Origin of the sequence: Marinagarivorans algicola (assembly GCF_001292705.1) — a bacterium.
Classification (GTDB): Bacteria; Pseudomonadota; Gammaproteobacteria; order Pseudomonadales; family Cellvibrionaceae; genus Marinagarivorans; species Marinagarivorans algicola.
The window spans coordinates 65,376-82,136 of record NZ_LGAK01000007.1 but is presented as its reverse complement, the minus strand read 5'-3'; the positions used below and the strand labels follow the sequence as shown (position 1 = coordinate 82,136).

Sequence of the window (16,761 nt, the reverse complement as noted above, 5' to 3'; positions counted from 1 at the left end):
TTACCCACTAGCTCAAATAGGCTTTACCTCTAAGCTGCAACTGAACAAAGAGCTTTGTTTTAGCAATTTTTTTACATTAGATTTAATTAGATAATAGCCTTGACCATTTTAAGCTTGTAAGCCTTGCTTACACTCCTTATGATTGGCCATAACCAAGTTAATACGTCTCTGGAGAGAAGATTATGAGCGATGCAATCGTAGTAATAAGCGATGCCAGCTTTGACGAAGAAGTCAAACAAGCCGAAGGCCCCGTATTGGTCGATTTTTGGGCACCTTGGTGCGGTCCATGTAAAATGATCGCCCCCGTGCTTGAAGAGCTTGCCGTCGAATATGGCAACCAAATTAAAATCTGCAAAATGGATGTTGATGCCAATAAAGAAACCTCGGCTAAACTAGGTATTCGTGGCATTCCAACACTCACTATATTTAAAAACGGGAATGCCGAAAGCACTAAAGTAGGCGCCTTATCAAAAGTCCAGCTTAAAGCTTTTATTGACTCAGTGCTTTAACGCTGCAACGAGGGCTTAATCGCAAGCCCTCGTTTCTCGCACCCCTCATATCTTGCTTTTTTTTGCACCTCGGTCAATTAACCGCTATACTGAGGCACAACTGGGATAAATGAAGTAACTCCTATCTCATCACACCGCCGGTGTCACGGCCTGTCGTTACCTTCTGAAGTCAATCCAACACAAGATTATATCAGCACGATAGCCTGAAGTATTATCAATCACTCCTTTATTAACCCTACGTTTGCCCTGCTGGCTTAATCGCTCTATGTTTAAGACAACAGCAAACCTCAAGAAAAAATCAAATAATCATGCCGCAATCTTGCAACACGCCCTCTTCCGAAAAAACCGAAACCTCACCAAAAGCTGCGGCAACTGCCGACAATAAGCAGTCCGAGCCGAGTGAGCCGCCTGCCAAACCACAGCGCCGCCAACATCAAAACCGAAACAAACAAAATAATCACGCTAAAAAAAGCACGCCAGGCGCACAGATGAGTCTGACTGACCTCAAGATGAAGCCTATCGAAGAGCTCATTGAGATGGCGAATCAGCTGGGTATGGAGAGCCTTGCCCGCTCACGCAAGCAGGATGTCATCTTTAATTTATTAAAAAAGCACGCTAAAAGCGGCGAAGACATTTACGGTGACGGTGTACTCGAAATATTACAAGATGGATTTGGCTTTTTACGCTCGGCAGATTCCTCCTACCTTGCAGGCCCCGACGATATTTATGTATCGCCAAGCCAAATCCGCCGCTTTAACCTGCGTACCGGCGATACCATTTCAGGTAAAATCAGACCACCAAAAGATGGCGAACGCTACTTTGCCTTACTCAAAGTCAACGACATTAACTTTGACAAGCCCGAAAGCTCTCGCAACAAAATCCTCTTCGAAAACCTTACACCACTCTTTCCACAAGATCGCTTAGTCCTTGAAGTCGGTAACGGCTCAACCGAAGATTTAACCGGCCGTATCATTGACTTAGTATCCCCCATAGGCAAAGGCCAGCGTGGGTTAATTGTTGCCCCGCCTAAGGCGGGTAAAACAATCATGATGCAAAATATTGCGCAAGCCATTACACGTAACAACCCCGAATGCCACCTCATTGTTCTACTCATCGATGAGCGCCCAGAAGAAGTTACTGAAATGCAGCGCTCTGTACGCGGCGAAGTCGTCGCCTCTACATTCGATGAACCACCAGCTCGCCATGTACAAGTCGCTGAGATGGTTATCGAGCGCGCTAAGCGCTTAGTAGAACACAAAAAAGATGTTGTCATTCTACTCGACTCCATCACACGCCTTGCACGTGCCTATAATACGGTGATCCCCTCTTCAGGCAAAGTATTAACCGGTGGTATAGACGCTCACGCGCTTGAGCGTCCTAAACGGTTTTTTGGTGCGGCGCGAAACATAGAAGAAGGCGGTAGCTTATCCATTGTTGCCACGACTCTCGTCGATACTGGCTCCAAAATGGATGAAGTGATTTATGAAGAGTTTAAAGGTACAGGTAACATGGAGCTGCATTTAGACCGAAAAATGGCTGAAAAACGCATTTACCCTGCCATCAATATTCGCCGCTCCGGCACTCGCCGCGAAGATCTGCTGATGACAGAGGCAGAGCTATCGCGCATGTGGATTTTACGCAAGATCCTGAATGACATGGAAGACATCTCAGCAACAGAGTTCCTTACCGATAAAATTAAGGCTCACAACACAAACGATGAATTTTTCTTATCAATGAAGAGTAAATAAAGCCTCGTATCGCTTTATGAATAACAAAAAAGGGAGGTTCCTATTGGCCTCCCTTTTTTGTTGTCTTATATTTATCATCACACCATTGACTATGAAAAAAATATTATGACTTGCCATGACCTCCGTGAATTTATTGCACTACTTGAGCACAAGAAATTGCTCAAGCGCATTACTCGCCCTATTGACCCCAATTTAGAAATGACAGAAATTTGCGACAGAACATTACGCGCAGGCGGTCCTGCCCTGCTGTTTGAAAACCCTATTGGCTTCACAACACCCGTACTGGGCAATTTATTTGGCACCCCCGAGCGAGTTGCGCTTGGTATGGGCAAAGATGATGTCGCCGCCCTCAAAGATATCGGTGAATTACTCGCCTTCTTAAAAGAACCCGAACCCCCAAAAGGACTCAAAGAGGCTTGGCAGAAGCTGCCACTTTTTAAACAAGCCCTGAACATGGGGCCAAAGATCATCAGCAATCCCCCTTGCCAAGCGCAAGTATTTAAAGACGATGCAGTGGATCTCACGCAGCTGCCTATTCAGACTTGCTGGCCAGGCGATGCAGGACCTTTAATTACTTGGCCGCTCGTCATTACTCGTGGACCCGATAAGGACAGGCAAAACCTTGGCATCTACAGAATGCAACTCATCGGCAAAAACAAGCTTATCATGCGCTGGTTAAGCCATCGCGGTGGCGCTCTTGACTTTAGAGAGTGGCAACAAAAACATCCCGGTGAGAACTTCCCTGTCAGCGTAGCACTCGGTGCCGACCCTGCCACTATACTAGGCGCCGTTACTCCAGTACCCGATACACTCAGCGAGTATGCCTTTGCCGGCTTGCTGCGTGGCGCCAAAACACAAATTGCCAAAAGCCTTAGCAACAATTTACACATTCCTGCTGGTGCAGAGTTTATTCTGGAAGGTCATATCGCCCCTAACGAACTGGCAGAAGAAGGTCCTTTTGGCGATCATACTGGCTACTATAATGAGGTAGAAAAATTCCCTGTTTTTACAGTGACCACACTCACGCAACGCAAAGCACCTATTTATCACAGCACTTATACCGGCCGACCACCTGATGAGCCCGCTATTTTAGGTGTTGCTTTAAATGATGTTTTTGTCCCCATCCTCAAGAAGCAATTCCCTGAAATTACTGACTTCTACCTACCGCCCGAAGGCTGCTCCTACCGCATGGCAATTGTGACCATCAAAAAACAATATCCCGGCCACGCCAAACGCGTCATGCTGGGCGTATGGTCTTTTTTACGGCAGTTTATGTACACCAAATTTGTAGTCGTCACAGACGATGATATTGATGCGCGCAACTGGCAAGACGTCATCTGGGCCATTACAACACGTATGGATCCAGCCAGAGACACCACACTTATCGAAAACACCCCTATCGATTACTTAGATTTTGCATCACCCACAGCAGGCTTAGGTTCCAAAATGGGAATGGATGCCACAAACAAATGGCCAGGTGAAACAAATCGTGAATGGGGCGAACCTATTACCATGAGCCAAGACGTTAAAACACATATCGATGACATTTGGGAAGAACTAAATATCCTCTAATATGATCATCGATTAACTATTCAGGGGTACCGAAATCAGGTAATCATGAACCATTACCTAGGGCGCTCACGGCTAGGGGTATGACAACCCAGCAATAGCGGTATTCATTAGCCTACAAAAAAACCGATACAGCAAACTGTATCGGTTTTATAGGATTTAGGCCTTACACCCTTATCAGCACTCAGCTATTAGCCATAAAAATAACTGCTATTTTTTACTGAGTTTTTGGCTTGCCATAAAGTACTAAATTATGACCGGTTAACTCAAAACCTAATTCCTCGGCGACCTTCTTTTGAAGTTTCTCAATTTCATCATTGTGAAACTCAACCACCTGACCGGTATCAGTACAGACCATATGATCATGATGCTCACCACTATCGAGCTCAAAAACAGAGTGCCCGCCATCAAAATTATGGCGCTCGACCAGACCTGCTTGCTCAAACTGCGTTAATACTCGGTACACCGTCGCAAGGCCTACTTCCTCCCCAGCCTCAAGTAGCGCCTTATAAACATCTTCGGCACTCATATGGCGCTCTTGCGCTTGATCTAACATTTGTAAGATTTTTACACGAGGCAATGTCACCTTCAAACCGACTTTGCGCAATTCTTGATTTTCAGACGGCATATACACCTCTTAAATTCATTCACTTAAAATGCACTCAAAAACCTCAAAGCTAAAAGGCATAGGTGCTACTGATTTACTGCAGGGATTCTAACGGTAGCACTCAGAAGTCTCCACCCCTTAAAAACATTTTTATTATCCTCACAGGAACTTGTAGGCTTGAATGCCTCTCAATATCGGGTATCATCCACCCACTTTTTATGATTGAGACACGACATGCTTCTGCGCATCTTATCTACCGCACTTCTTACGCTCACCCTTAGCGCCTGCTCCTCATTAGAGTTTCCATGGGTCTATCGCATTAGCGTTCAGCAAGGCAACATTATTGATCAAGAAGACATCAACAAATTAGAGCTCGGTATGACAAAGCGCCAAGTGCAATTTGTGTTAGGCTCACCAATACTTATTGATACCTTCAATCCAGACCGCTGGGATTACGTGTATAGCCGCCGCAGCGGGAAAGGCAAAACCACCGAGAAGCAATTTACCGTATTCTTTGAAGACGGCAAGTATATAAGACACGAAGGCAATGTAAAACCTACCCCTGCAGATGCCGCCGATAACAAAGATAGCGCCATGCCACGCGACACAAGCCGTGAAGGCACGGTGTCAGACGACCCAGCCACAAGTATTTATTAGCAACATAAATTAGACGTTAGACCAAAAATGACAGACTAAACACCTAAAGTCAGAGGCTAAAAGCCTAACTATATTTTATCGGTATCCACACCACTAACGTCTTACACCTCAGCGCTGCCCATATCGTTCAGTGAAAAATCTATTGCTAATTCGTCTGCCACGGTCGCCAGCAATGCCTCAACGGCGGCCAAAGATAAACTCTCGGGGATTGCCAGTTGACCTCGTGCTGAAAATAATGGATCGCCACTGTAGGGCATACTCGAGCATTCTGTTTGCAAATTGACCACGCTAATACCCCGCTCAGACAGTGCTTGCGACATTTCTAATACCAAGCCCTGTCGGTCAGGGGCTGCAGCATTAAACATTGCATAGCGAACCTCATGCCCAATATCTTGACCGACTTCATCCACCAGCACTCTAAGACCCACCTTACCCAAGCGCTCCAGTGCTGTTTCCAGTGAAGCTTTGCGCGCCGCAGGAATATCAATGCAAACAACGCCGGCAAACTTACCAGCTAAGCGTGTTAACTGACAATCAAGCCAATTGCCCTGCTCTTCGGCTACAACACTTGCTAGCGCTCTCACCACACCAGGTCTATCATCGCTCAATACACTTAAAATTAATTGCATATCCAAATCCTCTTTTTGGTATTACTATAGTTATTTACTCACATTGTGCCTTTAAAGATAACTTATGATTATCCCCCCTGAAAAAATACAAGCCGATACACTGAACAACATATTAGAGGAGTTTATCAACCGAGAAGGTACTGATTACGGTGAAATTGAGTATAACTTAGCCGCTAAAGTTGAAAAACTAAAACCTCAAGTGCTCAATGGCGATATCTTAATTGTTTTTGATGATCAGCTTCAATCAATTACACTAATGACAAAGCGCCAATATAAAGAAGCACAGCACACCCAAGACCGTATCAACAGAACGCTTCACTGTGACACTTAAACAACAATCGTCAACAACTCAATCACCACAGCAGGTGCAACATAGCACAATAGGTGATACTCCTGTTATTATCTCGCGACCTCGCACACCTAAAGCGACACTCATGCTTGCGCATGGCGCTGGGGCACCTATGGACAGCGAGTTTATGACACGTTATAGCTTAACGCTCAGCCGCTACGATATCTGTGTTTTGCGCTTTGAGTTTGACTACATGGCACAACGTAGAACCGGTGGCAGCAAAAGGCCGCCACCCAACATATTGGTGCTGGTCGATCAATGGCGGGCGCTCATACACAGGCAACAGGCTCAGAGAGGCGACCCAATACCTTTTTTTATAGGTGGCAAATCTATGGGTGGCCGAGTGGCAACATTATTAAATGCTGGGAATAAAAGTGCGTCAAAAGACAAACCGGCATGGGAAGGCGTAATTTGTTTGGGCTATCCTTTCCACCCACAAAAACAACCCCTGAAGCTACGCACTCAACACCTCAGCGACCCCATGCAACCGACGCTCATTATTCAAGGCACGCGAGACGCCCTAGGCAATCAAGAAGAAGTCATTAGCTACGCATTGACATCGGACATTCAGCTACACTGGATAAACACCGCCAACCACGACCTCAAGCCTCTCGCTCGCTCGCAAATAACCCACCAAAACGCCATCGACGATGCCGCGATGGCGACCAATACATTTATTGAGCAATGCTTGCAAACGCAACGCACCCAAAAAAGGGCAGCAAAGCCATTTAAAAATTAAACAGCCAGCAAAGTAATTTTTTCGGGCTCTTGTAATACCGGCGCAAAATAATTAATCAGCTCAGCCCGCTGCGTACTGTGCAACCAACGCTCCCAGTCACGTGAGGTACGCCACTTACACAATAAAAAGCGATGGTTATGATTATTCATATCCTCGTACGCCTCACCAGAAATAAACCCAGGTACCACATAGGTCTGCTGTAACATATTGCGTGCAACCTCATCGTATGTTGTTGCCATGCCGTCAGCAATGCGACGTTCGATTAATACGTAAATCATAAATTCTCCATGAAACAATGAAAACGACAGCCCAATGAATGCCGCCTCAAAGTGCGGAATAATACCTAATGCATTACCAATACACAAAACAAACTCACCGCCGCATCACGAGTACGGCTATTCATTAAAATGTATTTTCGGCACTTAATATAACCTGATAGCTACCTGCGTTTTCTTTGTAGCCAATAGGTTTGGCGATGTCAATATGTATAACATTACCCACATGTGTTTTGCTAGAAGCAATACGCAAACCAAAACCAACACCGCTTAACAATTCACCATCATAACCTTCGTTAGCAATAGCTAAATGGTGTGTATTTTGTAGCATAGCCACATCGACATAAGCAGCCGCCCCCACGCGAATGATATTGAAAATATGTAAATGGCTATGGTAACGGTATTCGAGCGAGCCACTTAAAAGCCTGTCACCTAGCACATAGTTGGCCGGGTATCCTCGCACTGCGCTTAGCCCACCCACCCGAGCAGACTGATGAAGCGCCGCAGCACGCGTTTGAAAATATTGTACGGCACCAAAAATACGCTGCTGGTCTCCCATTAAATAACGGTAATTAAAATATGCCGTCGCACTGTAATAATCCTTTTCAGAGACTGGGGTTTCCTCGCTATAACGTACACCATCAAACTGTAAAGCGACGCCGACATATTGATTTGTAAATTGAAACAGCTCATCGTAAGACGCGCTCATCACATACGCTGATGGCGCTTGATCGCGCGCTGGGCTATAGCCTAGCGTCAAGCGCCAGTAAGCGCCCAGTCGTAAATCTTCAACAAGCCCGATAGAATTAATATTTTTAGCCACAATATAATCCGTAGACTTTTGCTCTAGCGACAGCCAAGGATATGTCAAATCAGTAGGCTGATCCGGTGCCAGCGAAAGCTCGCCAACATATCGGCTGTAAGACTGCTTTACCTGACTAATGCCCGCATACAAGCGCGTAACACTCTTTGATAATAATGATTTTTGAATACCCACATAGGCACTTTTGTTTTCGCTACGAATATCATATGACACCAAAGTGTTATCATTTTGATCGACGGTCAAACGCGCCTCTAATTGCTCTAATGAGGCGTCGAAAGCTGTGAGTGTACTATCGGTATAAAAAGGTTTACCGAATTGAGCATTGCGCACATAACCATCAGAATTATCACTAAAACCAAAACTGACAGCCAGCGGCTGACCCCAAAGATAATTTTTTTTGAATTTATACGCCAATGAATTACGTTGATCATCTTTAGTGAAAACAGCAGAGACTTCACTGCCTGTGCCTAAAAAATTGCCTTCGACGACCCCCACTTTTGATTTACTCTGTCCACCCGCTTGACTACCGGTCAAAATCGGTTGGGTGGTCCATGCATCTTTGACAACCACCACCAAGCGAATACCACCACGGCAATACCCAACCGGCATAATAAAAGCATCAGCCAAGTATTTACGCTCGCGTAAATTACGCTCTGTTTCGGCAACCGCCGCAGGGTCGAGCGCATCACCTTCACTAAAGAGCAATTGAGGCCGCAAGGCCGATTCGCGCGTGCGCATATTTAAAGAGTTAACCAGCCGAAAAAGCGGGTTATCTTCTTTTGGGTCTGCTACGTCAAAAACATCGATGCGCGTAAATTCAATTGAAGCAATGGTCATACCTTGATAATCGGCAAAGCGATTATCAGCATGCGCCTCACCAAATATACGCCGCTGGTATGCCTGTCGAGTCAAATCGAGCGACTGGCAAGCACCATCATCGCTGTCATCCTTATTGAATAATGGATTGCGCTTTGGCTGCAGCTCATCAACAGGCACCAACACCGCGTCATCAGCCTTAGCTGGTACCGCCACACCGATATAGCCACTCAACATGCCCACAGCGGCCATATAGCGTAAGAATCTCAATTTTGCTTGCAGCGGACTAAACACGTTATACACTTTGTATATACTCGATAAAAATAATCTATTAGGGGCGGCGATGTTACGCGCTTTATTTCGCATACTACGTACTGTAAAAAAAGGTGCTATCACATTATTGATCGTCCTGACTCTTGCTATTTTATGGGCCGCCACACTCAACAAGCCCTCACAACACCTATTTCCAGATTATGGGCTACCCAGCACTATACGCACTCTACCGCAAAATTGGACACCCGATATACGCCAACAAGTAGCGCACACCAGTTTTGGCTCACACATTTTGCCATTACAGTGGCTATTACACTTAGAGCATCCAACACTTCCAAATTTTATCAATGACCCCGACTACCTCTCTACTTTAGGTTTTATTCCTCAGCAGCATAGCATTAACAACCCCTACGCCCTTCCAATTGGCTTTAGCGTTACCGATCACAAAAACGAACAATGGGCAGGCTTAACCTGTGCAGCTTGCCATACTGCACTTGTGAGCTACAAGGGGCAAAAGATACTCATTGACGGGGGAAGTGCGCAACTCAATTTTGCCCAATTTGAGCAGGATATTCTTGCGGCCATTACACACACCCTCGATCAGCCTGCGCGCTTAGCACGTTTTGCCGACGCCCTTCATAGCGATGAAACACCGTTAAAAGTCGCCCTCGAGCACTATCAGCAGTCACTCGAGCGGCGCCTTACACTCAATGCAACTAGCACCCCTTATGGGCACGGCCGCCTAGATGCGCTAGGCATCATCTTCAACACCATCGCCGCTGAAGCACTCAATATGCCGGCCAATGCACACAGCCCAGACGGACCCGTGAGTATTCCTACCTTATGGGACGCCTCTCATCACGACCTTGTCCAATGGAATGGCTCAGCCCCTAATCAAGAACCCGGACCACTCGCCCAAAATATACCAACAGCGCTTGCGGTGTACGGCAGTGTCGATATAGATCCTGACAATATCATAGGTTATCGCAACAGCGTCAACGTTAAAAACCTAGGCTACCTGCAACAACAATATTACAAACTCACTCGGCCCAAGTGGCCCAGTGAGCTGCTCGGTGCCATTGATGCACGCAAAGCGTTTTTAGGAAAAACACTCTACCGCACACACTGCCAAGATTGCCACACGATCATTGACCCACTGGCGCCCAAGCGCAAAATCAAAAGCGTACTCGTTGATATAGCACGCATTGGCACAGACCCTGTCATGGCAACAAATTTTGTTGAGCGGCAGGTGCATAGTGGGCAATTGCAAGGCGAAAAGATGGGCATTGTGGCTGGCCCGCCAATTGCCGCCCAAGTCCCGCCTATAGAGCTAGTCATGAATGCAACCGCTGGCGTCATACTGAACAAACCACTGAGCGCTATTACGGCAGTAGCTACCGAGTATGCCAGCAATTTTAGTGCGCCACTGGCTTGGACGCGCAAAGCCTACCGCGCTCGCCCACTCAACGGGATTTGGAGTAGCGCACCTTATTTGCATAATGGCTCGGTGCCTACACTATGGGATTTACTTCAACCTCCCGAGCTTAGAGCTCAAACATTTTATGTCGGCAATCAGGAGCTAGATTTAATCAAGGTCGGCTTTCAACACCATCAAAACCTAAATGCGAGCTACTTTGATACAACACTATACGGCAATAGCAATAGCGGGCATCTTTTTGGCACTCACTTAACAGAGGGCGAAAAGTGGGCGCTTATCGAATACCTAAAAACGCTCTGACTGCGGCATATGTAAGTCGCGCGATCATAGCTGCGTTATTGCAGCGAGGTGCTGGGGAATCAATATCTATAAGCCGATCGCCTACTCATAAGCGCGAGCGGGGCGCTCAAGCCATCCATGGGACTAATCCATAGGACTATATAAACGCTCCCGGCGCTTAAATGCCCAGAAAATAATCCATCAGCGCCCTATTTCGCGAACACTGAATCATTCACTGAGAGATAACGATTGGGAATGGCTCAAATAATGCTGCAGCCAAGGCTGTACTTTGGTAACAGCCTCTTTCAAGGTTTGATGAATCAATGCCAGTGTAATCGGCTGATCACTTAAACCTGCCGCCCAGTTTGCCACAATACAAATAGCCCCATATTGCATCTCGAGTTCGCGCGCGAGGGCGGCCTCGGGCATAGCAGTCATGCCAACAAGCGTATTGCCATCTCGCTGCAAACGCGTAACTTCTGCTGCCGTTTCAAGCCTAGGGCCTTGAGTGCAAGCGTAACACCCCGTCGTAATGACAGGTAAAGCCAGCGCTGTCGCACTGATCAAAAGAGCTTGCCTGACACTGTCGGTATAAGGCTCAGCAAACTCAATATGATTGAGCTTATCGGTTAGTTCATCGGCAAATGTATGTTCGCGGCCATAGCTATAATCAATAATCTGATCAGGCACCACAAGCGCACCAGGGGCACACCCCTCACCTATGCCGCCCACCGCATTGATCGCAATAACTTGTCGAATACCCAGTGTTTTTAATGCCCAAATATTTGCACGATAGTTAATGTTGTGCGGAGGTATTTTATGACCGTTACCGTGGCGCTTCATAAACACAACCGGCTGGCCTGCCCAAAAGCCTTGCTCAATTCCCTCAACTAAACCATAAGGTGTTGGTACGCTGAGCTGCTTATCAGACTCGAAGTCCGAAAGCTCATAAAAGCCAGAGCCGCCTATAATGGCAACCGCTGGAGCGGCAGTAACCGGTGTTTGTATATCATAAGACGGGTTGACGCCGCGTTTAAGTGCGTTGGTGCTCATCGGTTATACTCGTTAACAAGAAAACGTGTAGTGTATCGAACTTATTCGATCAGTCGCTTTTTATCATAACTTTTCTATAGCGGTTTTATTGTCATGTAACGATATAAAAAATACCAAAATGGGGCGCTCAAGCCGTCTACAAACGCTATATAAAGCGACACTGATCAAGCTTGAGAATAGTTAGCTTGATTCATTCACTACCCCTCTACTCCTGTACATCATCAGCCACCCCGCCATCGCCAATAATCATATCACCCCCTGCATCTTTAGCGCGATGCAGGCATTGGTAAGCATTAATGACAAGCTCATCAAAACCGCCTTCATCGCACTGCTCGCTACCGTTTTGCGCTGAATAGTTGGCAACCCCTGCACTAAAGCTCACAGCAATTTTACTGCCGTTCCAATCGACACTAGCATTCGATATCACACTGTTAACATGCTCCAATAATGAACACGCTTTATCATTTGTCAGGCCGACCATTAACACATAAAACTCTTGACCATCTGTACGCGCTACTAAAAAGCGATCCAATGATTGATCGAGACGCGTGGCAACATGCTGCATCACAACATCACCGGCATCGTTGCCAAACTTTTCATTGACCAAGCGAAAGTTATCAAGGTCAATGACTGCCAGAGCAACTGGAGTATTATTGCCTTGAGCAGCCAGCCAATCTTCATAGCCTTTTTCAAAAAAATAATAGCGATTGTAAATACCCGTATGGTAATCGCGCCGAGTGGCATCACGAATCTGCTCGATCATCTCTACCTGCTCAACATTGTGTGTTATGCGGCAGAAAAACTCCTCATGATTAAAAGGCTTTTTAATAAAATCATTGGCACCTGCCTTGATAAAGCGCGCCGTTAAATGCCCGTCACCTTCCGAAGAAATCCCTATAATGACAAGTTCTGACTTAACGTATTTTACCCTCAACTTTTGCACCAACTCAAAGCCGTCCATCTCTGGCATATTGTAATCGGTGATCAGCATTTTGATTTTAGGGTTATTCAGAAGAACTTTAATCGCCTCTATGCCATTTTTAGCCTCAAGAACTGGATATCGATGCAAACGCATCATGTTAACTACAATCTTGCGGCTCATTGAGGAGTCATCAACAACTAGCACATGTACATTTTCATTTTTGATCAGGCGATGAATAAGGTTGCAAGCATAGACATAAGAGAAGCGCCCTTCCTTGGTGACATAATCCACGATACCTTTTGCTAGCAAAATATTGCGACGCTCAGTATCAAAAGAGGCTGTGAGCACAAGGGTTGGGATTTTTAGTGATAGGGTGTAATCCACTATTTCACCGTCGGGCGCATCAGGTAACGACAAATCAACCATTGCAGCAAAAATATCAGGATTTGTATCGATCAGCGCCTTAGCCTCAGCTAATGTCTCAGCATATAAAGGCGTAAAAACAGCGGATTGTTTAACAACGTGCTTGATGATACGCATCACCATCGTACTATCTTCAACAATCAATACTTTTTTCATAATCACAGTACCCGCTCAATAAACAGTATTTATCACTATTCATAAGCGCCGCCACTGAAAAAGCGGTATACCGAGCAAGGCTTAAGCGCCTAGCGCTTGCTTGCGATATAAACGCAGAAGACCGCCCTTCAACACGGCACCAAGTAATAGGGGTAGGCTTGCTTGAATAATGAACATGATTTATTGAGTGTAGACTAGCGAATGCACTGACACGACTGGATTGTGATATGTAAAACACGAAAAGAAACACTCAAGCATATAATAAGTATAGAGTGCTCCAAGTGATTACACCTCTTAACGACGGTAGCTAGAATGTCCACGCCCGCCACTGCGATGCCCATCTTGACGATGACCACCGCCATGACGACTACTGCCACCTCTACGCTGCTGTACGGGTAAAGGAGTCAGCGGCTCAGGCAAGCTTGTTAATAATTCTTCTGGGGGAACTTCACTATGAATTTTACGCCCCACTAACTCTTCAATCGCGGGCAGGCGAAACGAATCATCCTCGCACGCAAAACTCACTGAAATACCTTTACTGCCAGCCCGCCCGGTTCGACCTATTCGGTGTACATAATCCTCGGGTTCCTCGGGTAGTGTATAATTCACCACATGAGACACATCATTAATATGGATGCCTCGACCAGCAACATCGGTAGCAACGAGTACGCTAATTTTTCCGGATTTAAACGCATCTAAGGTTTTCACGCGCTTATTTTGGTCTATCTCACCACTGAGTAAGCCCGACTTAATACCGTAGGCCTTTAAATAGTCATGTAGTTTTCTGCATTCATCACGGCGATTAGCAAAAACCATCGTCGAATCAAAACCATGAGTATTTAATAAATTGTACAGCAGCGTAAACTTTTCATCGCCGGCAACCATATAAACATGCTGCTCGACGTTGTCTGTTGTCACTGACTCCGAGGCTATTTCAATATGTTTCGCCTCATGCATCCATTGCTCCGACAAACGCATAACCTCTTCGGTAAAGGTGGCCGAGAACATCAATGTTTGGCGGTGTGTTTTTCTAGGGGTGTAACGTACTATTTGACGCATTTGCGGAATAAAACCCATATCCAGCATACGGTCAGCTTCATCGATAACCAGTAGCTCTACCGTATCTAAATGCACATCTTGACGCTCACGAAAATCCAACATGCGGCCAGGCGTTGCAACCAAAATATCAACAAATTCATTATGCAACCGATTTTGCTGCTTTTGATAATCCATACCACCCACCAATGTATGAATTTTTAAATCTGTATATTTAGTCAGCAATTTAGCATCTTCAGCAATTTGAATCACCAACTCACGTGTTGGTGCAACAATAAGCGCCCGAGCTTCACCGGCATAGCGCTCTTCGGTGATAGGGTTTTTTAATAAATCATCAATAACTCGGATTAAAAACGCGGCCGTCTTACCTGTGCCAGTTTGAGCTTTACCCAGCACATCATGGCCTGCCAAACTATAAGGCAGAGATTCCGCTTGAATAGGCGAGCAATGCTCAAAACCTAAATCCTCAATAGCTTTTAATAATGGCGGCGCTAAATTCAGGTCTTGGAAGTGCGTTTTAACGACCGGTGTGTTGTTAGGGGTGGGTTCGGTGCTCAAAGAATAACCTACAAATAATGGACTAGGCCGACGAGTTTAGCACGACCTCTATAAAACAGCTAAAAAGCTCACTTAAAACTCAACATATTTCTATAATTAAAAGGCTACTGAATGCGCTGATCCACATTTTCGAGCCGCACCGTTAGAGGCGCTTAACATTGGTCACATTTATCGGCGTAATAACCACTGGCGGCACATGTAAAAACAACAAATCTAGCGCAAAGGTCCAAAAAATAATCCACGCGTACCCTGTCCGATGAGGGTTGTCAGTAGGACTGCATCGTTATCTATTTAGATAGATTAAATATGGCAATACGCTAGAGTAACTGTCTTTGCTAGAGTAACTTGTCTTTATAAGCGAGATAAGCATCCTCTAGTGCTGTTAAATCAGGGATTGTCATCTCTTCTCCTTCACAATTTACACTCATGACTTCAAAGGGGCTTAAATCACCTTGTACTGCATTGTCTGTCACATCTTCCATCATTACCATGACCTCACGGGGGATACCTTGCGTAGGAATAGCAATAAAGCCTACGTCGGTATTTGCGCCTGTATTTTTGAATAATACAATACGACCGTTTGGGTTAATTCCCCCACCTTGATCACGGGTTAGCTTTTCGAAACTAATCAATGGCACTCGACGGTTACGCCAGTTGTAATGCCCTAAAAACCAGTCTGGGCCACTGTTATCAGGGAAGATTGGTGCTACCGAAGCGACTTCGGCAATACTGATACTAGGCACCAAAAGTGCTCCCGCTTGAATGGGCAAAACAAAGCACGCCATGCCTCCGGTATCATTGTCTACAGTATTGTCATTCATTGTGCTCTACCCGAATTATTGTCTACCTGAATTTTTTATTACGCCATGCCAATGGTATTCGCTATGCGCACATATCGCCTACCAAACTGAGCCTCTACTGAGACAAAGCATAGAGCCTATGGCGCGCGACGAGCTTTCTGGCCAGCTGTGCAGGTTCACCTTCTTCACCCGCTTGCATGATTGCCTGCACACTAACAGGCATAGAGTCAACAGCACATGAACCTGCGCTTTGTACCCATACCTCACCGCCACGATAATGTAACAACTGACTACTGCGCGCACCATCATCGCCCATACCTGTGAAAATAATTGCGCCGCCACGGTCCGCAAAAACACGTGCCACTTTTGCAATAACCTGGTCAATCGACGGAGAGTAGTCCCCTTTCCAAGGCACAGGTAAAGGCGTTATAACACCATTATCTAATAAATCTATTTGCATGCTTGGCGGTACTAAATAAATGGTTTTTTCGCGAATCACCCTCGGCACATCAAGCATTTGCACATTAAAAGCACTGTGTGTATCGACCACTTGCTTTAAGGTTTTCATAGTGCCGTCATCAATATGCTGAACATATAAAAAAGCAACTCCAGCTAACTCAGCTGGGATTTCATCTAAGAAATCACTGATCGCTTTAGGTCCACCCGTTGAGGCTGCCAGAACCCATAAATATTTGGCTCTGGCCCGACTACCCTCTATACGATCTTGCACCTCTCCACGCGTTAACAGCGCTAGCTTCGCAGCTAATTTTTTAGCGCGCTTTTCACGGAGTTCAACGCTCGATAATACGTTGTCCTCTTCAGACAAAGGCCCATCATCGTTATACACAACCGGAATAGCGGTTAAGTCCAGATCCTCTAATAACTTTCGTGCATTTTCGGGATAATCAGAAGCCACTAGCCATGCATCGGCTTTGGGCAGCTCTGTAACCACTTTAAGAAAAGTGCTATCAAGAGAAGCACTTGCACGATGGCCAGCCGTCTGTACTAGGCGCACCAATTCCCCTAATTGCTCAGCGGTATGCGCCAGAACCCCTACATTTAAACAAGCCTCTGGCATGCAG

Annotated in this window: 16 protein-coding genes; 7 read left to right on the top strand and 9 right to left on the bottom strand. The window is 45.9% G+C overall.

The features are described from left to right. Positions 1-182 precede the first annotated feature (182 nt). The 3 genes from trxA to ubiD all read left to right on the top strand — a co-directional run bounded on the left by trxA (position 183) and on the right by ubiD (position 3,829). Positions 183-509 (top strand): thioredoxin TrxA, encoded by a 327-nt coding sequence (gene trxA / locus AC438_RS03000; protein ID WP_053979789.1) that lies wholly within the window; start codon positions 183-185, stop codon positions 507-509. Positions 510-997: 488 nt separating this feature from the next. Continuing rightward, positions 998-2,257, top strand: coding sequence for a transcription termination factor Rho (gene rho / locus AC438_RS02995; RefSeq protein WP_053979835.1), 1,260 nt, complete (start codon positions 998-1,000; stop codon positions 2,255-2,257). Between the two features lie 105 nt (positions 2,258-2,362). Continuing rightward, entirely contained in the window at positions 2,363-3,829 is a 1,467-nt protein-coding gene (gene ubiD / locus AC438_RS02990) for a 4-hydroxy-3-polyprenylbenzoate decarboxylase (RefSeq protein WP_053979834.1), read from the top strand. A 214-nt stretch (positions 3,830-4,043) separates the two neighbouring features. Here the strand turns inward: ubiD and fur are convergent, their stop codons facing one another. Continuing rightward, the gene (gene fur, locus AC438_RS02985) at positions 4,044-4,454 is read right to left on the bottom strand and encodes a ferric iron uptake transcriptional regulator (RefSeq protein ID WP_053979788.1); all 411 of its coding nucleotides are present in this window, start codon (positions 4,452-4,454) and stop codon (positions 4,044-4,046) included. Between the two features lie 213 nt (positions 4,455-4,667). Here fur and AC438_RS02980 point away from each other — a divergent pair, with 213 nt between their 5' ends. Further along, complete coding sequence (locus tag AC438_RS02980; protein ID WP_082353910.1) at positions 4,668-5,090, top strand: outer membrane protein assembly factor BamE; 423 nt, start codon at positions 4,668-4,670, stop codon at positions 5,088-5,090. A gap of 101 nt (positions 5,091-5,191) precedes the next feature. On the opposite strand, the gene AC438_RS02975 is transcribed toward AC438_RS02980, so the two are convergent. Further along, positions 5,192-5,719 (bottom strand): glycine cleavage system transcriptional repressor, encoded by a 528-nt coding sequence (locus AC438_RS02975; protein WP_053979787.1) that lies wholly within the window; start codon positions 5,717-5,719, stop codon positions 5,192-5,194. 64 nt (positions 5,720-5,783) lie between these two features. Here AC438_RS02975 and AC438_RS02970 point away from each other — a divergent pair, with 64 nt between their 5' ends. Together AC438_RS02970 and AC438_RS02965 are read left to right on the top strand one after the other, a co-directional pair. Next, on the top strand, positions 5,784-6,050 hold the full coding sequence (locus AC438_RS02970; RefSeq protein ID WP_053979786.1) for a YheU family protein: 267 nt from the start codon (positions 5,784-5,786) through the stop codon (positions 6,048-6,050). Next, entirely contained in the window at positions 6,040-6,807 is a 768-nt protein-coding gene (locus tag AC438_RS02965) for an alpha/beta family hydrolase (protein WP_202904693.1), read from the top strand. The genes AC438_RS02970 and AC438_RS02965 overlap by 11 nt, the downstream gene beginning before the upstream one ends. On the opposite strand, the gene AC438_RS02960 is transcribed toward AC438_RS02965, so the two are convergent. Both AC438_RS02960 and AC438_RS02955 read right to left on the bottom strand, forming a co-directional pair. Further along, positions 6,804-7,085 carry an antibiotic biosynthesis monooxygenase family protein gene (locus AC438_RS02960; RefSeq protein WP_053979833.1) on the bottom strand — a complete coding sequence of 94 codons (282 nt, stop codon included), beginning with the start codon at positions 7,083-7,085 and terminating at the stop codon, positions 6,804-6,806. The genes AC438_RS02965 and AC438_RS02960 overlap by 4 nt on opposite strands. 124 nt (positions 7,086-7,209) lie before the next feature. After that, positions 7,210-9,015: a BamA/TamA family outer membrane protein gene (locus AC438_RS02955; RefSeq protein WP_162230684.1), complete on the bottom strand. Its 1,806-nt coding sequence runs from the start codon at positions 9,013-9,015 to the stop codon at positions 7,210-7,212. A 49-nt stretch (positions 9,016-9,064) separates the two neighbouring features. Here AC438_RS02955 and AC438_RS02950 point away from each other — a divergent pair, with 49 nt between their 5' ends. Then, a complete protein-coding gene (locus AC438_RS02950) occupies positions 9,065-10,732 on the top strand; it encodes a di-heme-cytochrome C peroxidase (RefSeq protein ID WP_053979784.1) in 1,668 nt (555 codons plus the stop codon). 207 nt (positions 10,733-10,939) lie between these two features. Here the strand turns inward: AC438_RS02950 and AC438_RS02945 are convergent, their stop codons facing one another. The 5 genes from AC438_RS02945 to AC438_RS02925 all read right to left on the bottom strand — a co-directional run bounded on the left by AC438_RS02945 (position 10,940) and on the right by AC438_RS02925 (position 16,757). Continuing rightward, positions 10,940-11,764, bottom strand: coding sequence for an S-methyl-5'-thioinosine phosphorylase (locus AC438_RS02945; RefSeq protein ID WP_082353907.1), 825 nt, complete (start codon positions 11,762-11,764; stop codon positions 10,940-10,942). A 205-nt stretch (positions 11,765-11,969) separates the two neighbouring features. Further along, positions 11,970-13,265 carry a response regulator gene (locus AC438_RS02940; protein WP_053979831.1) on the bottom strand — a complete coding sequence of 432 codons (1,296 nt, stop codon included), beginning with the start codon at positions 13,263-13,265 and terminating at the stop codon, positions 11,970-11,972. A 294-nt stretch (positions 13,266-13,559) separates the two neighbouring features. Further along, positions 13,560-14,879, bottom strand: a complete 1,320-nt coding sequence (gene rhlB / locus AC438_RS02935; protein ID WP_053979783.1) for an ATP-dependent RNA helicase RhlB — start codon at positions 14,877-14,879, stop codon at positions 13,560-13,562. A 335-nt stretch (positions 14,880-15,214) separates the two neighbouring features. Further along, positions 15,215-15,700 (bottom strand): chemotaxis protein CheW, encoded by a 486-nt coding sequence (locus AC438_RS02930; protein WP_053979782.1) that lies wholly within the window; start codon positions 15,698-15,700, stop codon positions 15,215-15,217. Between the two features lie 94 nt (positions 15,701-15,794). Further along, positions 15,795-16,757 carry a chemotaxis protein CheB gene (locus AC438_RS02925; RefSeq protein WP_053979781.1) on the bottom strand — a complete coding sequence of 321 codons (963 nt, stop codon included), beginning with the start codon at positions 16,755-16,757 and terminating at the stop codon, positions 15,795-15,797. Between the last annotated feature and the right edge of the window lie 4 nt (positions 16,758-16,761).